The sequence below is a fragment of the Flavobacterium sp. 90 genome (genome assembly GCF_004339525.1).
In the GTDB taxonomy this organism is placed as follows: Bacteria; Bacteroidota; Bacteroidia; order Flavobacteriales; family Flavobacteriaceae; genus Flavobacterium.
The window spans coordinates 1,683,819-1,701,544 of record NZ_SMGE01000001.1; the positions used below are offsets into that span (position 1 = coordinate 1,683,819).

15 protein-coding genes are annotated in these 17,726 nt (G+C 32.1%); 7 read left to right on the forward strand and 8 right to left on the reverse strand.

Features of this window, described 5'->3' with window-relative positions; genetic code table 11:
• Nucleotides 1–26 precede the first annotated feature (26 nt).
• The gene (locus tag C8C83_RS06725; RefSeq protein WP_121327243.1) at nucleotides 27–2,210 is read right to left on the reverse strand and encodes a carboxy terminal-processing peptidase; all 2,184 of its coding nucleotides are present in this window, start codon (nucleotides 2,208–2,210) and stop codon (nucleotides 27–29) included.
• Nucleotides 2,211–2,413: 203 nt separating this feature from the next.
• Between C8C83_RS06725 and surE the strand changes: the two genes are divergently transcribed.
• The 5 genes from surE to C8C83_RS06750 all read left to right on the forward strand — a co-directional run bounded on the left by surE (nucleotide 2,414) and on the right by C8C83_RS06750 (nucleotide 7,225).
• Nucleotides 2,414–3,193, forward strand: coding sequence for a 5'/3'-nucleotidase SurE (surE, locus tag C8C83_RS06730; RefSeq protein ID WP_121329977.1), 780 nt, complete (start codon nucleotides 2,414–2,416; stop codon nucleotides 3,191–3,193).
• Nucleotides 3,186–3,458 carry a hypothetical protein gene (locus tag C8C83_RS06735; protein ID WP_110837108.1) on the forward strand — a complete coding sequence of 91 codons (273 nt, stop codon included), beginning with the start codon at nucleotides 3,186–3,188 and terminating at the stop codon, nucleotides 3,456–3,458. The genes surE and C8C83_RS06735 overlap by 8 nt, the downstream gene beginning before the upstream one ends.
• 68 nt (nucleotides 3,459–3,526) lie before the next feature.
• Nucleotides 3,527–4,645: a lipid-A-disaccharide synthase gene (gene lpxB, locus C8C83_RS06740; protein WP_132011701.1), complete on the forward strand. Its 1,119-nt coding sequence runs from the start codon at nucleotides 3,527–3,529 to the stop codon at nucleotides 4,643–4,645.
• 13 nt (nucleotides 4,646–4,658) lie between these two features.
• Nucleotides 4,659–5,144 (forward strand): C40 family peptidase, encoded by a 486-nt coding sequence (locus C8C83_RS06745; protein WP_121327245.1) that lies wholly within the window; start codon nucleotides 4,659–4,661, stop codon nucleotides 5,142–5,144.
• Between the two features lie 56 nt (nucleotides 5,145–5,200).
• Nucleotides 5,201–7,225, forward strand: coding sequence for a ComEC/Rec2 family competence protein (locus C8C83_RS06750; RefSeq protein WP_121327247.1), 2,025 nt, complete (start codon nucleotides 5,201–5,203; stop codon nucleotides 7,223–7,225).
• 15 nt (nucleotides 7,226–7,240) lie between these two features.
• Here the strand turns inward: C8C83_RS06750 and C8C83_RS06755 are convergent, their stop codons facing one another.
• The 6 genes from C8C83_RS06755 to C8C83_RS06780 all read right to left on the reverse strand — a co-directional run bounded on the left by C8C83_RS06755 (nucleotide 7,241) and on the right by C8C83_RS06780 (nucleotide 14,529).
• The gene (locus C8C83_RS06755) at nucleotides 7,241–7,687 is read right to left on the reverse strand and encodes a thioredoxin family protein (RefSeq protein WP_121327249.1); all 447 of its coding nucleotides are present in this window, start codon (nucleotides 7,685–7,687) and stop codon (nucleotides 7,241–7,243) included.
• A 272-nt stretch (nucleotides 7,688–7,959) separates the two neighbouring features.
• On the reverse strand, nucleotides 7,960–8,412 hold the full coding sequence (locus C8C83_RS06760; RefSeq protein WP_121327251.1) for a thioredoxin family protein: 453 nt from the start codon (nucleotides 8,410–8,412) through the stop codon (nucleotides 7,960–7,962).
• A gap of 225 nt (nucleotides 8,413–8,637) precedes the next feature.
• On the reverse strand, nucleotides 8,638–9,105 hold the full coding sequence (locus tag C8C83_RS06765; protein WP_121327253.1) for a thioredoxin family protein: 468 nt from the start codon (nucleotides 9,103–9,105) through the stop codon (nucleotides 8,638–8,640).
• Nucleotides 9,106–9,157: 52 nt separating this feature from the next.
• The gene (locus C8C83_RS06770) at nucleotides 9,158–10,642 is read right to left on the reverse strand and encodes a peptide MFS transporter (protein WP_121327255.1); all 1,485 of its coding nucleotides are present in this window, start codon (nucleotides 10,640–10,642) and stop codon (nucleotides 9,158–9,160) included.
• A 1-nt stretch (nucleotide 10,643) separates the two neighbouring features.
• Nucleotides 10,644–12,320 carry a peptide MFS transporter gene (locus C8C83_RS06775; protein ID WP_121329978.1) on the reverse strand — a complete coding sequence of 559 codons (1,677 nt, stop codon included), beginning with the start codon at nucleotides 12,318–12,320 and terminating at the stop codon, nucleotides 10,644–10,646.
• Nucleotides 12,321–12,357: 37 nt separating this feature from the next.
• Nucleotides 12,358–14,529, reverse strand: coding sequence for a S9 family peptidase (locus C8C83_RS06780; RefSeq protein WP_121327257.1), 2,172 nt, complete (start codon nucleotides 14,527–14,529; stop codon nucleotides 12,358–12,360).
• A 181-nt stretch (nucleotides 14,530–14,710) separates the two neighbouring features.
• Between C8C83_RS06780 and C8C83_RS06785 the strand changes: the two genes are divergently transcribed.
• Nucleotides 14,711–16,024, forward strand: a complete 1,314-nt coding sequence (locus C8C83_RS06785) for a hydroxymethylglutaryl-CoA reductase, degradative (protein ID WP_121327259.1) — start codon at nucleotides 14,711–14,713, stop codon at nucleotides 16,022–16,024.
• 121 nt (nucleotides 16,025–16,145) lie between these two features.
• Complete coding sequence (locus tag C8C83_RS06790) at nucleotides 16,146–17,069, forward strand: GYDIA family GHMP kinase (protein WP_121327261.1); 924 nt, start codon at nucleotides 16,146–16,148, stop codon at nucleotides 17,067–17,069.
• Between the two features lie 38 nt (nucleotides 17,070–17,107).
• On the opposite strand, the gene C8C83_RS06795 is transcribed toward C8C83_RS06790, so the two are convergent.
• Nucleotides 17,108–17,485 carry a hypothetical protein gene (locus tag C8C83_RS06795; protein WP_233566022.1) on the reverse strand — a complete coding sequence of 126 codons (378 nt, stop codon included), beginning with the start codon at nucleotides 17,483–17,485 and terminating at the stop codon, nucleotides 17,108–17,110.
• Nucleotides 17,486–17,726: the final 241 nt, after the last annotated feature.

The window sequence follows — 17,726 nt, forward strand, 5'->3', positions numbered from 1 at the left end:
TAATAACAAATTAGTTCTATAAAGATCTAAGATTTTACCAATTTATCCTTTTTCATTTTAGGAGAAACAGTGTTTTTTACATAACCTTTAGATTGTAAATCATCTAGTACATTCAAAGCCTCTTCTACATAAACGTCTTTAGATAAAGCCTGGTGCCAAGCATCTCTCTTTTCTTTTAATGTAGCGTCATTTTTCATTTCAAGTTCTTCGTAAGGCAATGATTTAAAAGTCAAACTATTTTTATAATCCGAAATAGGTTTGTATTTTTTACCTTCATTTTCAACTTGTTCCTGAGTAGCTTTAAAGCTAGTAATATTCAAGCTATAAGTGTTCTCTTTATTTTTAACATCGATCCATTTTGCATTATCTTCAATCAATTTGAATTGTGCATTTTGAGCGATTCTGTTTTTACTATTGTCAATTGCTTTCGCAAAATTCTCATTTGAAGTCCAAGTGCTATAATCAGCAGGATCAATTTTATCCCAAGGCATTGCATTGTCAATATCGCGCTCACCCATTTTTAAATAAGCATAACGATCTGGCATAACAACATCACTATGAACACCTTCTAACTGAGTAGAACCACCGTTGATTCTGTAGAATTTTTGTCCTGTAATTTTCAAAGCTCCTAAATCTCCATAATTTGCATTACGAACAAATTGGTTCAAATCAAGTACATTTTGCACGGTTCCTTTACCATAAGTTTGTTTACTACCAATGATAACTCCACGTTTGTAATCCTGAATCGCAGCAGCCAAAATCTCTGATGCCGAAGCCGAGAAGCTGTTAACCATAATTACTAATGGTCCGTCCCACTCGATTTTTTTATCTTTATCGTATAAAACTTCTTTCTTTTTTCCAGCAGATTTTACCTGAACAATTGGTCCTTCTTCGATAAATAAACCTGCAATATCAACAACTGTAGACAAAGATCCACCTCCATCATCACGTACATCAAGTACAATACCGTTGATATCTTCTTTTTTCAGTCTTTCTACTTCAAGAGCAATATCTTTTCCTGCATCACGACCATCTTTATTTTCAAAATCAATGTAGAATTTAGGCAAATAAATTACACCGTATTTCAATCCATTTCTTTCTACAATACTAGATTTAGCATACGTTTCTTCGATTTCTACAACGTCTCTTGTAATTGAAATTACTTTGATTGTTCCGTCAACTTTTTTAACTGTCAATTTAACTTCAGTTCCTTTGTGACCTTTAATTTTTTTCACAACATCATCCAAACGCATTCCAACTACATCAACTGGCTCTTCGTTTCCTTGTGCTACTTTCAAAATTAAATCTCCAGCTTCCAATTCTTTACCTTTCCATGCCGGACCTCCAGAAATTAATTCGTCAATTTGAGTAAAGTCATTTTTCTTAGTTAATCTTGCTCCAATCCCTTCTAGTTTTCCACTAATATTAACATCAAAACGATCTTTTTCTTCAGGTGCAAAATAGCTTGTGTGTGGGTCAAAACGTGTCATGATTGAGTTTACATATACAGAAAACCAATCTTCTTTATTCAAATCTTTAATTACACCAAAGTTATCATCTAATGATTTTAAAGAACTATCACGAGTTTCTTTCTCTAATGCATCAAAAGATTTCTCTTTGTAAGCAGGATCTTTTTTCTTTTTATCCTCTTCTAATTTTTGTTTCGCAACAAGCGAAGACAGTGTCGACAATTTGATTTGTTTTCTCCATCTTTCGTTAATCTCTGTTAGATTTTTCGCATACGGAATATGATCATAATCAGCATTAAAACTCTCATCAACAGTGTAGTTGAAAGGTTGCGCTAAAATAGTCTTATAACGTTTTTTGCTTTCTTCCATACGTTTCATCAATCTTGTATAAGTAAGATTGAAAAACGTTAAGTCTTTATTCAAAAACTGATCGTCTAACTGCAATTCATATTGTTTGAATTCGTCAATGTCAGATTGAAGAAAGAATCTCTTTGAAGGATCCAGCGCTTCGATATAATCTTTAAAAATTCCTTTAGAAAACTCATCGTTTATTTCCGCAGGGCTGTAATGTCCTTTTTCAATAACAAAAGCAAGCAATTCTAAAAGCGTTTTATCTCTATTTGGGTCCGGATCTACCGTCTTATCTGCATTAATCTTAAAAGCAAACAAGGTTAATGACAAGCATAATACGGCTATAAGTATTTTATAATTTCTTTTCATAAACTTAATAATAGCATTCATCAAATTTTTTAATCTAAGTTACGGTAAAAACTGTGCCAACAAAGCCCAGTCCACTATAATTTTTTGTTAAAGATATAAAAATGTTTGACGCGCTAAAATGTTCTTTAAATTAGTTGACAAATTTTGCTTTATTTGTGACTATTCAACCAAAATCTGTCACTACATTTGCTTTAAAATCCTACATTCAAAACCAAAATTCGGAAATGAAAAGTGAAAAACCACTAATATTAGTTACCAATGATGACGGTATTTTGGCTCCCGGAATCAGAGCATTAATAAGCGTTATGGAAACTATTGGCGAAGTTGTCGTCGTAGCTCCTGACAAACCTCAAAGTGCTATGGGACACGCCATCACCATTAATAACACCCTATTTCTGGACAAAATATCAAAAGAAGATGACATTATAACTGAATATAGCTGCTCAGGAACTCCAGTAGATTGCGTAAAACTTGCCGTAAATGAAATCTTAAAACGAAAGCCGGATTTGTGCGTTTCCGGAATCAATCACGGTTCAAACTCTTCTATAAATGTAATTTATTCAGGAACTATGAGCGCTGCTGTTGAGGCAGGAATCGAAGGAATTCAGGCAATTGGATTTTCATTATTAGACTTTGACTGGAATGCCGATTTTGAGCAAATAAAATCATTCGTAAAAAAAATTACTTTAGAAACCCTTGCCAATAAATTACCACCAGGTGTCGTTTTAAACGTCAATTTTCCAAAATTAAAAGAAAATGAAATCAAAGGAATAAAAATTTGTCGTCAGGCGAAAGCGTATTATGCGCAGAAATTTGACAAACGACAAACTCCTTTCGGGAAAGATTATTACTGGCTTACCGGAAAATTCACCAATGAAGATAAAGGTGAAGATACTGACGAATGGGCTTTAGAAAATGGATATATTTCGGTAGTTCCCGTACAATTTGACTTAACAGCACATCATTCTATACAACAACTTAATACTTGGAAATTAAATGAATAAAGCAGACATTCTTATCGGATTTATGATCGGTATTTTTACTTCAATTCTTGGAAGTTATTTGTTTATCACCTTTTTTACCACTTTTGATATTTCAACAGGACTTGAAACAATTAGAAAACAAGGTTATTTAGGAAAAGTAATTACGTTAGGGACAATTTTAGATCTTGCTGTTTTTTTAATTCTTCTAAAGAGAAACAAAGAACTTATGGCAAGAGGCGTAGTTCTGGCAGTGATTGTTTTAGCAATTTCTACCTTATTTATTTAAATCTTATCTTTGCAGTGCAAAAAAAATATTGTGTTTAAAAATCGAAAAACACTTTCAAATAAATCTATATGAAGTATTACATAATAGCTGGCGAAGCCTCTGGAGATTTACACGGTTCAAATTTAATGAAGGCATTGTATGAAGAAGATCCACAAGCAGAAATTAGATTCTGGGGTGGAGATTTAATGCAAAAAGCCGGCGGAACATTAGTAAAACACTATCGTGAATTGGCTTTTATGGGATTTGTTGAAGTTATTTTCAATTTGAAAACCATCTTAAATAATATAAAGATTTGCAAGAAAGACATCTCTGAATTCAAACCTGATGTTTTGATTTTTATCGATTATCCAGGATTCAATATGCGTATTGCAAAATGGGCTAAAGAGTTAAATTATAAAACACATTATTATATTTCTCCTCAAATTTGGGCTTGGAAAGAAAACCGAATTAAAGCCATAAAACAAGACGTTGATAAGATGTTTGTGATTTTACCTTTTGAGAAAAGTTTCTACGAAGACAAACATCATTTTCCCGTAGATTTTGTTGGACATCCATTAATTGATGCGATTCAAAATCAACCTGTTTTTGATGAAAAGACTTTTAGAGAAGAACATAAATTGGGAGACAAACCAATTATTGCCGTTTTACCGGGAAGTCGCCAACAGGAAATCACAAAAATGTTAAGCGTTATGCTAAGTGTTGTTGATGATTTTCAGGATTATGAGTTCGTGATTGCCGGCGCTCCAAGTCAGGATTATGAATTTTATCAGCAATTTATAAAAAATAAAAACATTGCGTTTGTCTCTAATAAAACCTATGATTTATTGCGTTCTTCAACGGCAGCTTTGGTAACTTCAGGAACTGCAACTCTTGAAACGGCTCTTTTTAAAGTTCCGGAAGTAGTTTGTTATAAAGGAAGTTCGATTTCATATCAAATTGCAAAACGTATTATTACGCTAAAATACATCTCTCTTGTCAATTTAATAATGGATCAGGAAGTTGTAACCGAATTAATTCAAAGTGATTGCAATACTAAACGCATAAAAGAAGAGTTATATAAATTACTTGAACCTCAATATCGCGAAAAACTACTGAAGAATTATGATATTCTGGAGCAAAAGTTAGGTGGTGTTGGTGCAAGTAAAAAAACGGCAAAACTCATTGTAGCTGATTTAAAACAGGTTTAAAAAAGTTTTTAATTTGAAAAAAATACTCATTTTCCTTCTTCTGGCGATTGCTTTTACTTCGTGTAAATCGACATCAAACGCTGTAGGCAAAAATGAATCAAAAAAAGAAAACCGATATACCGTCAATAAATTAATCGATAAAGCGACAGACAATATTGGTGTTCGATATAAAGCCGGAGGAACTACAAAAAGTGGATTCGACTGTTCCGGATTGGTATATACTACATTTGAATCTGAAAATATAAAATTACCGAGAAGCTCTTTTGAGCAATCTAAAATAGGCACAATAATCAAATTTGATAACGCTCGAAAAGGCGATTTAATCTTCTTTAAAACAAACAAAAGCAAGCAAATTAATCACGTTGGACTTATTGTCGAAGTAAATTCGAGCGAAATAAAATTTGTACATTCCTCAACATCCAAAGGAGTAATAATTTCGTCTACAAAAGAAGCTTATTACGGAAATTCTTTTGCTCAAATCAACAGAGTAATCGAATAAGTTGAAATAAACAAAATTATATCTTTTTTCTTACAAAATTTTAATACTTTTAAGCCATGAAAGTATTAGATTTTCCTTTGGCTAAAATTACAATTAGCTTTATTCTTGGCATTATTGTTTCTTACTACGCAAAGCCTTCGATAGCAACTGCCGGAATAATACTTATTTCAAGCGCCATAATACTCTTCATTCTCTATTTTTTCATTGCTAAAAACAAAAAATTAAATACCCTTTTTGGAATAAGTACTTCTATAGTTTCATTTTTTATTGGAATACTTACACTTCAATTACAAACAGATTCTTATCAGGAATCGAATTACATCCATGCTAAAACAGCATTTGAAAAACCCCAGTTTATAACTTTCACTTTACGTGAAAAACTAAAAAGCAACGACTTCAATGATCGCTATATTGGCATTATAAACCAAATTGAAAACAAAACTCAAACAGGAAGAATCATTATAAACATTCAAAAAGACAGTACAAAAAACAATGTTATTTTAGGAAATGCAATTCGGGTAAAAACAATTTTACAAAGGAATACTTCAAGCAAAAATCCCAATCAATTTGATTATGCCAAGTATTTAGAAAATAAACAGATCTATGGACAGATTTACTGCCGAAAATCTGAAATAACGATTAATAAAAATATCAAAAAGGACATTTGGTATTATTCCGGTCGTTTGCATTCCAGAATAATAAATAATCTTGAAAAAGCGCATTTCAGCAAAGACGAAATGAACGTTGCGCTTGCTTTGATTTTAGGACAACAGCAAGAGATTTCGTCAGAGATAATAAAAGATTACCAATATTCCGGAACAACACATGTGCTATCCGTTTCAGGATTACACGTTGGATTTATAATGCTGTTTATAAATTTTATTTTAAAACCAATTCCTAACAATCGAAAAGGTTCCTTTATAAAATTGATTTCCATTTTAGTATCATTGGCAATTTTCGCTATAATTTCAGGTTTATCTCCGCCCGTTTTACGTTCCGTTGTTATGTTTTCTTTTCTAGCCATAGGAAATCATTTGCGCAGAAGCGGAAACATTTATCACACTTTATTAGTTTCAATTTTATTGATATTACTATTTGAACCTTATTTTCTGTTTGACGTTGGTTTTCAATTAAGTTATTTGGCCTTGTTTTTCATTCTTTGGTTACAACCGATTTTAAAAAATATCTGGACTCCAAAACACAAAATAACAATTTATATCTGGAATGCTTTGACAGTTTCTTTTGCTGCACAAATAGGCACTCTACCCGTTTGTTTGTATTATTTTCATCAATTTCCGGGATTATTTTTCGTTACTAATATTATCATTCTACCAGTATTATCTTTTATAATGATAGCCGGAATCATAGTGATGATCATTGCCGTTTTTTATAGTCCACCGGTCATTTTTGCGGTTATTTTCGAAAAGAGTATATATCTCTTAAATCTAATGATTCACTTTGTTGCAACATTTGAATCATTTGTAATTCGGGATATAAGTTTCAATTTTTATTACCTGATAACTATTTACTTATTGATAATTATAGGCACAATTTGGATGGGTAAGCCAAATTTCAACAAAGCGATTTCACTTTTACTTAGCATAATTATAGTTCAGATTTCTTTTATCTATACTAAAAAAGAAACCGAAAGTCAGCAGGAATTAATCGTTTATCATACAAAGAAAAACACACTACTATCTGAAAGAATTGGAAAAAACATAAGCTTTATCACAAGCGATACGCTAACCAAAAACAACGTTTCAATATCTTATTTAGTTGGGAATTTCGGTGTTTTAAAAAGCACCACTAAAATTAAGAATACATTATTCTTTAGCGGAAAAAAAATTTTGGTTTTAGACAGCACAGGAATTTATGAAAACAAAATTCAGCCTGATATAGTACTTCTTACTCAATCTCCAAAAGTAAACTTAGATCGGCTTTTGAAGAATTTACATCCGAAAATAATAATTGCAGACGCTTCAAATTCAAATTCTATAGTTAAGAATTGGAAACTAACTTGTATCAAAAAAAATATCCCTTTTCACGCAACGAGTGAAAAGGGATTCTACAAACTAAAATAATATAAAGCGATTTTATTAAGGTCGCAAAATCGATTTAGCTTCTTTTATCCATTGCTGTACTCCACCAGGTTTATACCCAAGCAGTCCCAGTTTATCAATAGTTGGTTTATTTTTCCTGATTGTGATCGTTACGAGACAAACTTGAGGCAATTCTTCGACACCCAAAGCATTTTTCATTTTAATATTTTGCTCTTTATCCTGGTCCGTTAATGATGAGTCAGACAAATCAAGTCTTAATAAAATAACATTATCGCGTGACCATTCTGCAAAATCAGGACTTGCAAAAATCTCATTCTGCATTTTCTGTCCGGCGCTAGCCGCAGTAAAAAATATTAACAATGGTTTCCTTTCCGCATCACTCTTTACAAATGCATCGCTTAAATCAGTATTCCAAACTAAATTTTGCGAATGCAAAAAAAATGAACCTAAAAAAAATAGTAGGGTAAGTAGTTTTCGGGTCATAATCTTGCAGGTTTTATTGGGGGTTATAAAAACCAAATTAACACAAAAATGAGCAGTTAACAAACACTTCCATCATAAATACTTCTAAAAAGTTACATTATAATGAATTTTACTATTTAAACCTTAAATTTTAAACAAAATGAAAATTTAAGCCCTAAAAAAAACTAAAACTACTGATATCGCATTTCAATCCAAAAAAAACATCCCTTTTCATACCGTAGCTGAAAAGGGATTCTACAAATTAAACTAAGAAACTTAATTTAAATTCTATTTTATTCGCTTGGATGCAGAATTGCATTTGATTCCGCAATCCAGGCTTTAGCTCCACCTGGTTTATACGCAAGTTTCCCCAAGGCGCTAAAAGTTGTTTTGTTTTTTCGAATAGAAGCGCTTGCAAAACAAACTTCGGGTAAATCTTCGACACCAAAAGCGCTTTTCAGTTTAAGATTTTGTTCCCTGTCTCCATCCGCAGTGGTAGAATCAGATAAATCCAGTTTTACCAAAATCACATTGTCGCGTGACCAAACTGCAAAATCAGGAGTTTTAAAGATTTCGTTTTGAAGATTTTCCGGTACACCTGAGGCAGTGAATAAAATTAACATTGGCTTTCTTTGTTCATTACTTATTGCAATAGCATCTGTCATGTTTGTTCTCCAAACTAAATTTTGCGAATGCATGAAAAATGAACCTAAAAAAAATAGTAGGATAAGTAATTTTTTGGTCATAGTATAATTGGTTTTGGTTAGTATAGCATGACGAAATTAACATAATATTTTAATTTTCCAATTTTTATTAATACAAAAAATACATTATATGTTTTTTTAATTATAATAAAATAACAAAGCCGTAAAACCAACCAAAATAATGAATACTTTTTCTTACTAAACAAAAAAAACTCCTTACAAATCTGTAAGGAGTTTTTATTATATTAAAATAGAATTTACTTTAATTTAAGATTTTTTTGGATGCACAATTTCTTCTGCAACTGTCAACCAGGCAGATGGACCTCCTGCAACATAACCGGTTTTTCCTAAACCTTTAAAATTGACTTTTCCATCCTTTGATTCCGCACTTGTAAAATACACCGTTGGAAAACCCTGAATCCCAAAAGCTTGTTGCAATTCATTATTTTGATTTTTAAGCTCAGGCGTTTGAGGTACAGCTCTAGGATAATCTAGTTCAACTAAAACAACATTGTCTGCAGCCCATTTTTTAAACTCTGGAGTTTTCAAAACTTCGTTCTGCAAACGAATACACCATCCACACCAGTCACTTCCTGTAAAAAACAGAAGCATTGGTTTTTGCGCTTTATTACTTACCGTAATTGCTTCTTTTACATCTGTATACCATTTTAGTTCTTGCGCTTGCGTTGCAAATGCACCAACAAAAAACAATGTTACTAGTATTATTTTTTTCATATCCTTATTATTTTCTACAAATTTAAGCAAAAAAAGAATTGCTAAATGTCGTCTACTTTACTTCTTGCATTAATTTTCTAATAATTGGCGAAATCGCAATTAAAACAACTCCTGCTACAAGCGAATAAATTGCCAATTGATAATATCCTTCTGTATAAGACTGAAGCTTAGAAAGCAAAGTATCTCCAGTATTTGATCTTGATATTTCAGCACCTAATTTTCCCGCAAATAATTGCCCGAAAGCACTTGCCAGAAACCATAATCCCATCATCATTCCGAATAATCTTTTTGGAGACAGTTTCGTGATGATTGACATTCCGATTGGACCTAAACAAAGTTCTCCGATTGTTGTTACCAAATAAGCAAAAGTAAACACGTTTAATGATGCAATACCTTCTGAATTTGCAAAAAACTTGGTTAGATAAAAAATATAGAATGAAGCTCCCAAAAACAAGAATCCAATTCCGAATTTAATTAAAGTATTAGGTTCAATTCTTCTTTTTCCAAGCCAAATCCACAATAAACCTATTAGCGGACTTAAAGCCACTACAAAAAATGTATTCGAACTATTGTTTACCACATTAGGATCAATTGTAAAACCCAACAATTTATTGCTTAGATTATCTTTTGCAAAAAGCGATAGCGAACCACCACTTTGCTCATAAATTGCATTAAACAACAAATAAAAGAATACAAACAAAAAGGCTGCAAAAAGCTTTTTCTGCATTTTTATATCGCCCAATTTTATCAATTCATAAGTAAAATACAAAACTGCAACTATTCCAATAGTATACATGAAATAATCTGTATAATCTGTATTTTTTACCATTATAAAAATAAACGGCAAGCTTAAAATCGATATAGCATAAACTGCAATTTCACGAATTCTTCTTTTACCTGGCTCTAAATTTAATAATGGAGAATCTCCAATTGGACCCAAATATTTTTTAGTAAACAAAAAGGTAACTAAACCCAAAAACATTACTACAGCAGCTGATAAAAAGCACAATTGCCAAGAATAGTATTTTCCTAAATAAATACACAAAGCACCTCCAAGAAGTCCTCCAACATTTATTCCGGCATAAAACATTCCGTAACCGGCATCTCTTCTACCATCATCTTCATGATATAATTCTCCAACCATTGAAGAAACGTTTGGCTTAAAAAAACCTGTTCCAATAATAGAGAAAGCTATACCGTAGTAAAACATCGTCTGAGGCGAAAAAGCAATCAAAAGATTTCCAAGAATCATAACGATTCCTCCAAAAAACAATGATTTTTTAAACCCTAATACTTTATCAGCAAAAATACCTCCGATAAAAGTAAAAGCATAAACAAAAGCCTGAATAGCTCCGTATTGTAAATTGGCATGTTCATCTTTTAATAAAAGCTGATCTACCATAAAAAAAGTAAGTACGCCACGCATTCCGTAGAAGCAAAAACGTTCCCACATTTCAACAAAAAACAAATACCACAATTGTTTTGGGTAAGTGCCTTTAAAATTTTGAATTTCTTCTAATGTGATTTTGTTTTCCATATTATCGTACTCCGTGCATCATTTTTTTCAAGAATGGAGTCAAAGCAAATAATATAATTGCTGCAAGACCCGTAAGAACAACAAAAACCATAAAGAATTCGTATAAGTTATGGATTTCGAATCCTGCAAAAAAGTGATTATGAGCACTAATCTGGTGTTGATCCAATAAAGCTAATTGCTCAGCCGTTGGTGTAATTTTATTGTCTAAAACACCCTGAAGATCGATTCCTAATTCTTTTGCTTTTGCAAATTTATCACCAGTTGCAGGTAAGATAGAACCTAAAGTCCCTCCTAAAGCATAACCTGATGCATTAGATAAAAAGAATACTCCGTAAAGTAATGAAGCAAAACGTTTAGGAGATAATTTACCTACCAACGATAATCCAATTGGAGACAAGCATAACTCAGCACAAGTATTTAAGAAATATAATAAGATAAGCCATTTTACTAATAACAATCCAGAAGTTCCGATATAAGAAACCTGAGTTGCAATCATAAAGAAACTGATCGAAATAACTACTAAACCAACCGCTAATTTTACCGGTGAAATTGGTTCTTTACCTTTAGCTCTTAATGTATCCCAAAGAATACTAAAAGGCACTGCTAACACAACTACAAATAGTCCGTTAAAGATCTGAACCATAGATGGTGGCATTAAAAATCCAAAGAAGTTTCTATCTGTTTGGTTATCTGCAATAAAAGTCAATGATGAACCTGCCTGTTCAAATGCAGCCCAGAAGAAAATAATAAAGAACGAGACGATATAAATTACAATAATTCTGTCTCTTTCGATTTTAGTCAAAGAAGTATCCGAAATAATTAATCCTGCCAATGAAATACCACTAGAATAGATCAAAGTATAAATTAAATTCTGACCTACAACATAATGAAAAAAGAATCCTAAAGCGATAAATGCAACTCCCGCAAGCACTAAAGCTTTGCTAGAAAAATTAGCTTTTTGTGCTTCACCTTCTTCAAAATCTGAAGCTTCATTTTTAGAAGGCAAACCTCCTAATGGTCTTCCTTCAGGAGAAACCACATATTTATTTTTCAAGAAATAGAAAAGAATAGTCCCCAAAAGCATTGCTACAGAAGCTGCCATGAATCCCCATCTAAAAGCGTGAATATCTCTAATTCCGCCTGCATCTTTAACATCTCCTAACAAAGGACAAATAGATTGCCCTAAGAAAGCTCCGATGTTAATTCCCATATAGAAAATAGTAAAAGCACTATCCAATTTTGTTTTTTCTTGTTTTGGATACAAACTTCCAACCATACTTGAAATATTCGGCTTGAAGAATCCGTTACCAAAAACAATAACTCCTAATGCAGAATACATGATGATTTTAGCCAATGGTAAATTTCCGTCGAAAATAGTTCCGCTGGTAAACAACAACATTTGACCAATCGCCATTAATAATCCACCTAAAAGAATACAATTTCTGTTACCTAAAAAACGATCGGCTACAAAACCACCTAACATTGGTGTTAAATAACAAAGTCCAAGAAAACCTCCATAAATAAGAGAAGCTTCTTCTTCTTTCATCAATAATGAGTTCACAAGAAATAATGTCAATAAAGCTCGCATTCCATAGAAATTGAATCGCTCCCACATCTCCGTTCCAAATAATACCCAAAGTCCTTTTGGATGCGCAGTTTTTACTTGAGTTTCTCCCATATTATTCATTATTTATTTAAGGTTAATTATGTTTAAATTATAAATTTTCTTTGATAAAGTTAGTCATTTTATTATAAAGGTTAATTCTCGTTCTCATACCAAGAATATGATGATCTTTATCCGGATATATCTGAGAATCAAATTGTTTATTTGCCTGAATCAAAGCTTCCATCATTTGCATTGAGTTTTGCAAATGAACGTTGTCATCACCTGAACCGTGAATCAATAAAAATTTACCTTTTAATTTATCAACGTGATTTATTGGAGAGTTTTGGTCATATCCACTAGCATTTTCTTGTGGAGTCTGCATGTATCTTTCTGTGTAAACAGAGTCATAAAAACGCCAGTTTGTTACCGGAGCAACAGCGATAGCCATTTTGAAAACATCATTTCCCTGAAAAATACAGTTCGAAGCCATGAAACCACCATAACTCCATCCGAATATTCCAATTCTTGAAGCATCAACATATGGATAAGCTCCAATTACTTTTGCAGCATCAATTTGATCTTCTACTTCGTATTTACCTAATTCTTTTTGAGTTACTTTTTTGAAATCAGCACCTTTAAAACCGGTCCCTCTACCATCAACGCAAGCTACAATATAACCTTGTTGTGTTAGGGAAATAAACCAGTAATCGTCAGTACTATTCCAATCGTTATTTACTTGTTGAGATCCCGGACCAGAATATTGGTACATGAAAACAGGATATTTTTTTGAAGGATCAAAATCTTTTGGCTTCAAAATCCAGGCATTAAGTTCGTTTCCTTTTGCTGTTTTTAAAACAAAGAATTCTTTAGTTGGTAAGTTATATGCTTTCAATTTATCAGAAAGAGCCTGATTGTTTTCAATAACCTGAACCTCTTTTCCAGTTTTTGCTTCATTCAAAGTATAAGTCGTAGGTTGAGAAGCACTTGAGAATGTATTAATAAAGAATAGGAAATTTGGACTAAAAGTAGCCGCACTTGTTCCAACTTTAGAAGTTAAACGTACTTTACTTTTTCCGTCTAAACCAATTCTGTAAATATCTCTGTTGATAGAACCATTTTCTGTAGATTGATAGAAAATAGTTTTTGTTTTTTCGTCAAAACCGTAGTAATTCACTACTTCCCAGTTACCTTTAGTAACCTGATTTTTAAGTTTTCCGGTTTTATCATAAACATAAATATGATTAAATCCGTCTTTTTCGCTAGTCCAGATAAAACTATTATCTTTTAAGAAAGTCAAGTTATCTGTAACATCAACATATGCTTTGTCTTTTTCATTCAAAACCACTTTTGCAGCGGCTGTAGTTCCATCAACAAAAAGTAAATCAAGATTATCCTGGTGACGGTTTAAAACCTGAGCCGATAATATGTTATTATCATTTGTCCATTTTAATCTTGCAATATAAAAGTCGTTATAATTTCCTAAATCAACTTTTTTAGTAGCATTTGCAACAGCATCATATATATGTAATGAAACTACTGAATTTTTCTCTCCTGCTTTAGGATATTTAAACGTTTCGATTGTTGGATATAAATCTTTATGAAACATTGACATTGAAAATTCCGGAACGGCACTTTCGTCAAAACGAATATAAGCTAATTTTTTACTGTCTTTACTCCAGTCAAAAGCTCGGACAAAAGCAAACTCTTCTTCATAAACCCAGTCCGTAATACCATTGATAATTGCGTTTTTCTTTCCATCAGTAGTAACAGCAGTCGATTTTTTTGAAGCTACATCATATACATAAAGGTTATTTTCTTTAGCATAAGCGATTTTAGTTCCATCAGGTGAGAAAGTTGGTTCCTGAATCTGAAAATCGAAAAGTTTTGTTAATGATTTAGAAGTAATATCATATAAATAATAATCTGCAGTAAAAGAGTGACGAAAGATTTTATTAGTATTACAAGCAATTAAAATCTTTTTTTCAGAGGCATCAAAACTATAACTGTTAATTCCGCTTGCTAATTCCTTATGATTTTTTGTATCGATTAAATTAGATACTTTTTTTAAAGTTGCAAAATCATATAAATCTATTTGCATACTCCTACTAGCTCTATCCACATTCAATACAGTATATTGGTCTGTATTTTTCAAAGATTTCAATTCATCCATTCCTTTAGCAAGAAATGCTCCACCATAAATATTCTCAACTGTAATTTTTTGTTGCCCAAAAACAGTAGCAACTAATAACAAAAGTATAACCGTAATTTTACTTGTATTCATTTGAATTATTTTAAATATAAAAAAGAGCCCAATTTTAGTAAAAAAAATAAACATAATACACATTTTAAGTGTTAAATGTTAAAAAAAATAACGATTGCGTACTTTCTAAATTTAAATAGATTTTAAACAAATCTCTTAAATTGGTATCTTTGTCGCAACAATATTATTTAATACACTGAGAATGAACAACGCAGTTGCCGGATTTTCGAAATTATCCAAAAAAGAAAAAATTAACTGGATCGCCAATACCTACTTTTCAGAGCCTCAAGAAGCCTTAACTATTATAAGAAATTACTGGAATTCAGACGAAAAGCTTCAACAATTGCATGACGAATTCATCGAAAACACAATAACTAACCTATACATTCCGTTAGGAGTCGCTCCAAATTTTTTAATAAACAATAAATACAAAACAATCCCAATGGCAATTGAGGAAAGTTCTGTAGTTGCAGCTGCCTCAAAAGCAGCCAAATATTGGGCAACTCGAGGAGGTTTTAAAGCAACTGTAATTGATACCGAAAAAATTGGACAAGTACATTTTACTTTCAGCGGAGATGCACAAAAACTACAGTTATTTTTCGATCAAATCAAACCAAAATTCTTTTCTGAAACCCAAAGCATTACTAAAAACATGCAACAACGTGGTGGCGGAATTTTAGATATTAAATTAAAAGACAAAAGAAGTTTACTCGAAAACTACTTTCAGCTTCACGCCACTTTTGAGACAAAAGACAGTATGGGCGCAAATTTCATAAACTCTTGTTTAGAGCAATTTGCTACTACTTTAAAAGACGAATTTCAAGGTTCAGATTTATTTTCGAAAGATGAAACCCTTGAAGTAATTATGAGCATTTTGTCTAATTATGTTCCTAATTGCCTTGTTAGAGCCGAAGTTTCTTGCCCAATTGAAGATTTAACCGAAAAACATATTCCGAATCCACAAGAATTTGCCGAGCGTTTTGTTCAGGCAGTTCAAATTGCAGAAGTTGAGCCATTCAGAGCTGTTACACACAATAAAGGCATCATGAATGGTGTTGATGCCGTAATTCTTGCAACTGGAAACGACTTTAGAGCTGTAGAAGCTGGAGTTCATGCATATGCATCAAAAAACGGTCAATATTCAAGTTTATCACATGCCAAAATTGAAAACGGAATTTTTACTTTTTGGCTAGAAATCCCATTAGCAATCGGAACCGTTGGCGGATTAACATCTTTACATCCGTTAGTAAAATTAAGTTTAGACGTACTCGAAAAACCATCTGCAAAAGAATTAATGGAGATTGTCGCTGTTGCAGGTCTGGCACAAAATTTTGCAGCATTACGCTCATTAACCACAACCGGAATTCAGGAAGGTCACATGAAAATGCACTTAAACAACATCATCAACCAATTTGAAGCAACAGATGAAGAACGCCATTTAATCAAAGCTCATTTTAAGAAAAATGCCGTTTCACACAGTGCAGTTGTAGAATTTATTGAAAATATAAGAAAATAATTAGCTGCTCTAAAACTAGTTGAAGGATAAGGAGCTATTCCCGCTATCCGTTGCAATCTTTTTTATTCGCCGCGGCGAATAAAAAAGGATTTTCACTACTATCGGGGCTAAAAAACACAGAATGAAAACAACCTTTTACAGTAACGGAAAACTCCTTATTACAGGCGAATATTTAGTTTTAGATGGCGCCAAAGCTTTTGCATTACCAACCAAATTTGGACAGAATTTAATTGTAGAAAATGGTTCAAATAAAGAAATTGAATGGCAAAGCTATGACTTTGATGAAAATCTTTGGTTTCAGAACACTATTTCATTTTCTGAAATTATAGCCAATATTCCAGTCCAAATCGAAACGGTTAAAAGTACTTTAGTAAATATTTTGCATGAAGCATATCTTTTAAATCCTGATTTTATTAATAAAGCAGAAGGCTACAAAATAAGCACACAGCTTACGTTTCCAAAAAATTGGGGATTAGGCACATCATCAACTTTATTGAACAATATCGCTCAATGGACTAATATTAATGCTTTTACGCTTCTTAAAAACAGTTTTGGAGGAAGTGGTTACGATATTGCCTGCGCTCAAAATAATACGCCAATTATATATCGCCTGGATCAACAAAATTCACCCACCGTAGAAACAATTAATTTTAGCCCGGATTTTACTAAAAATATTCATTTCGTTTATCTCAATAAAAAACAAAACAGCAAAGCAGCAATAAACGCTTATTACAACAATAAGAATCAAAATCTGGCTCACAACATTATTGACAACGATAAAATAACTGAAGCTGTTCTAAAAGCAGAAAACTTGAAAGAATTTGCCTTTGCTTTAGAAAAACACGAAATTCATTTAAGCAATATATTAGAACTGGAAACAATTAAAGAAATTGCTTTTCCAGATTTTTCCGGAGTAGTTAAAAGTCTTGGCGCCTGGGGCGGAGATTTTGTAATGGTTGTTTCAAAAGAAAATCCAAAGGAATATTTTACCTCAAAAGGTTACGAGACAATCTTGACTTATGACGAAATGATTCTACAGAATTAAATCGCCAATCCAATCTGACATCAAACAAAAAAAGCGAACTAATAGTTCGCTTTTTTTGTTTTTATATGTTTCGTTTCAAGTCTTCTCACCTTTTGGGTTTCGAGCTCGTTGGTTTCTATAAGTGTATTATGTAAACGCTCGGCCATTTTTTCTATACTATTATTGATAGAATCATAAACAACCTCCATTCTTCGATGTTTCTCTTCTTTTATAGCTTTTAAAACATCTTCGACAAAAAGTTTTTCATATTTTTCAGCAACAGAATCACGGGTATTGGTTAACCTAATAACATAGTCATTGCTTAATACCGTAACTTTAAAATGCTGTTCTTCATTACTTAAATAATACTTACCTCCCAATTCATCACAATTGATATCAGTATTACTAAGTTTTAAAAGTTCTGTAATTATCCCCAAAATATGATTCTCAATTTTGGTATACACCCTCGGCTTTCGTCTTAACAAATTAAACATAAAAAATATAAAATTTTTGTTTATCCACAGTACTCGATTATTATCTCCGTTAATTATAATTTAGCTAATACCTTAGGGGCGGAAGTTACTTTGTTAAATCGCAGCAAATTAACTGTAATAATTTGAATATCACAAATTTTTAAAATTTTATTTCTATTATTCCTATATACATTAAGAAAAGCGG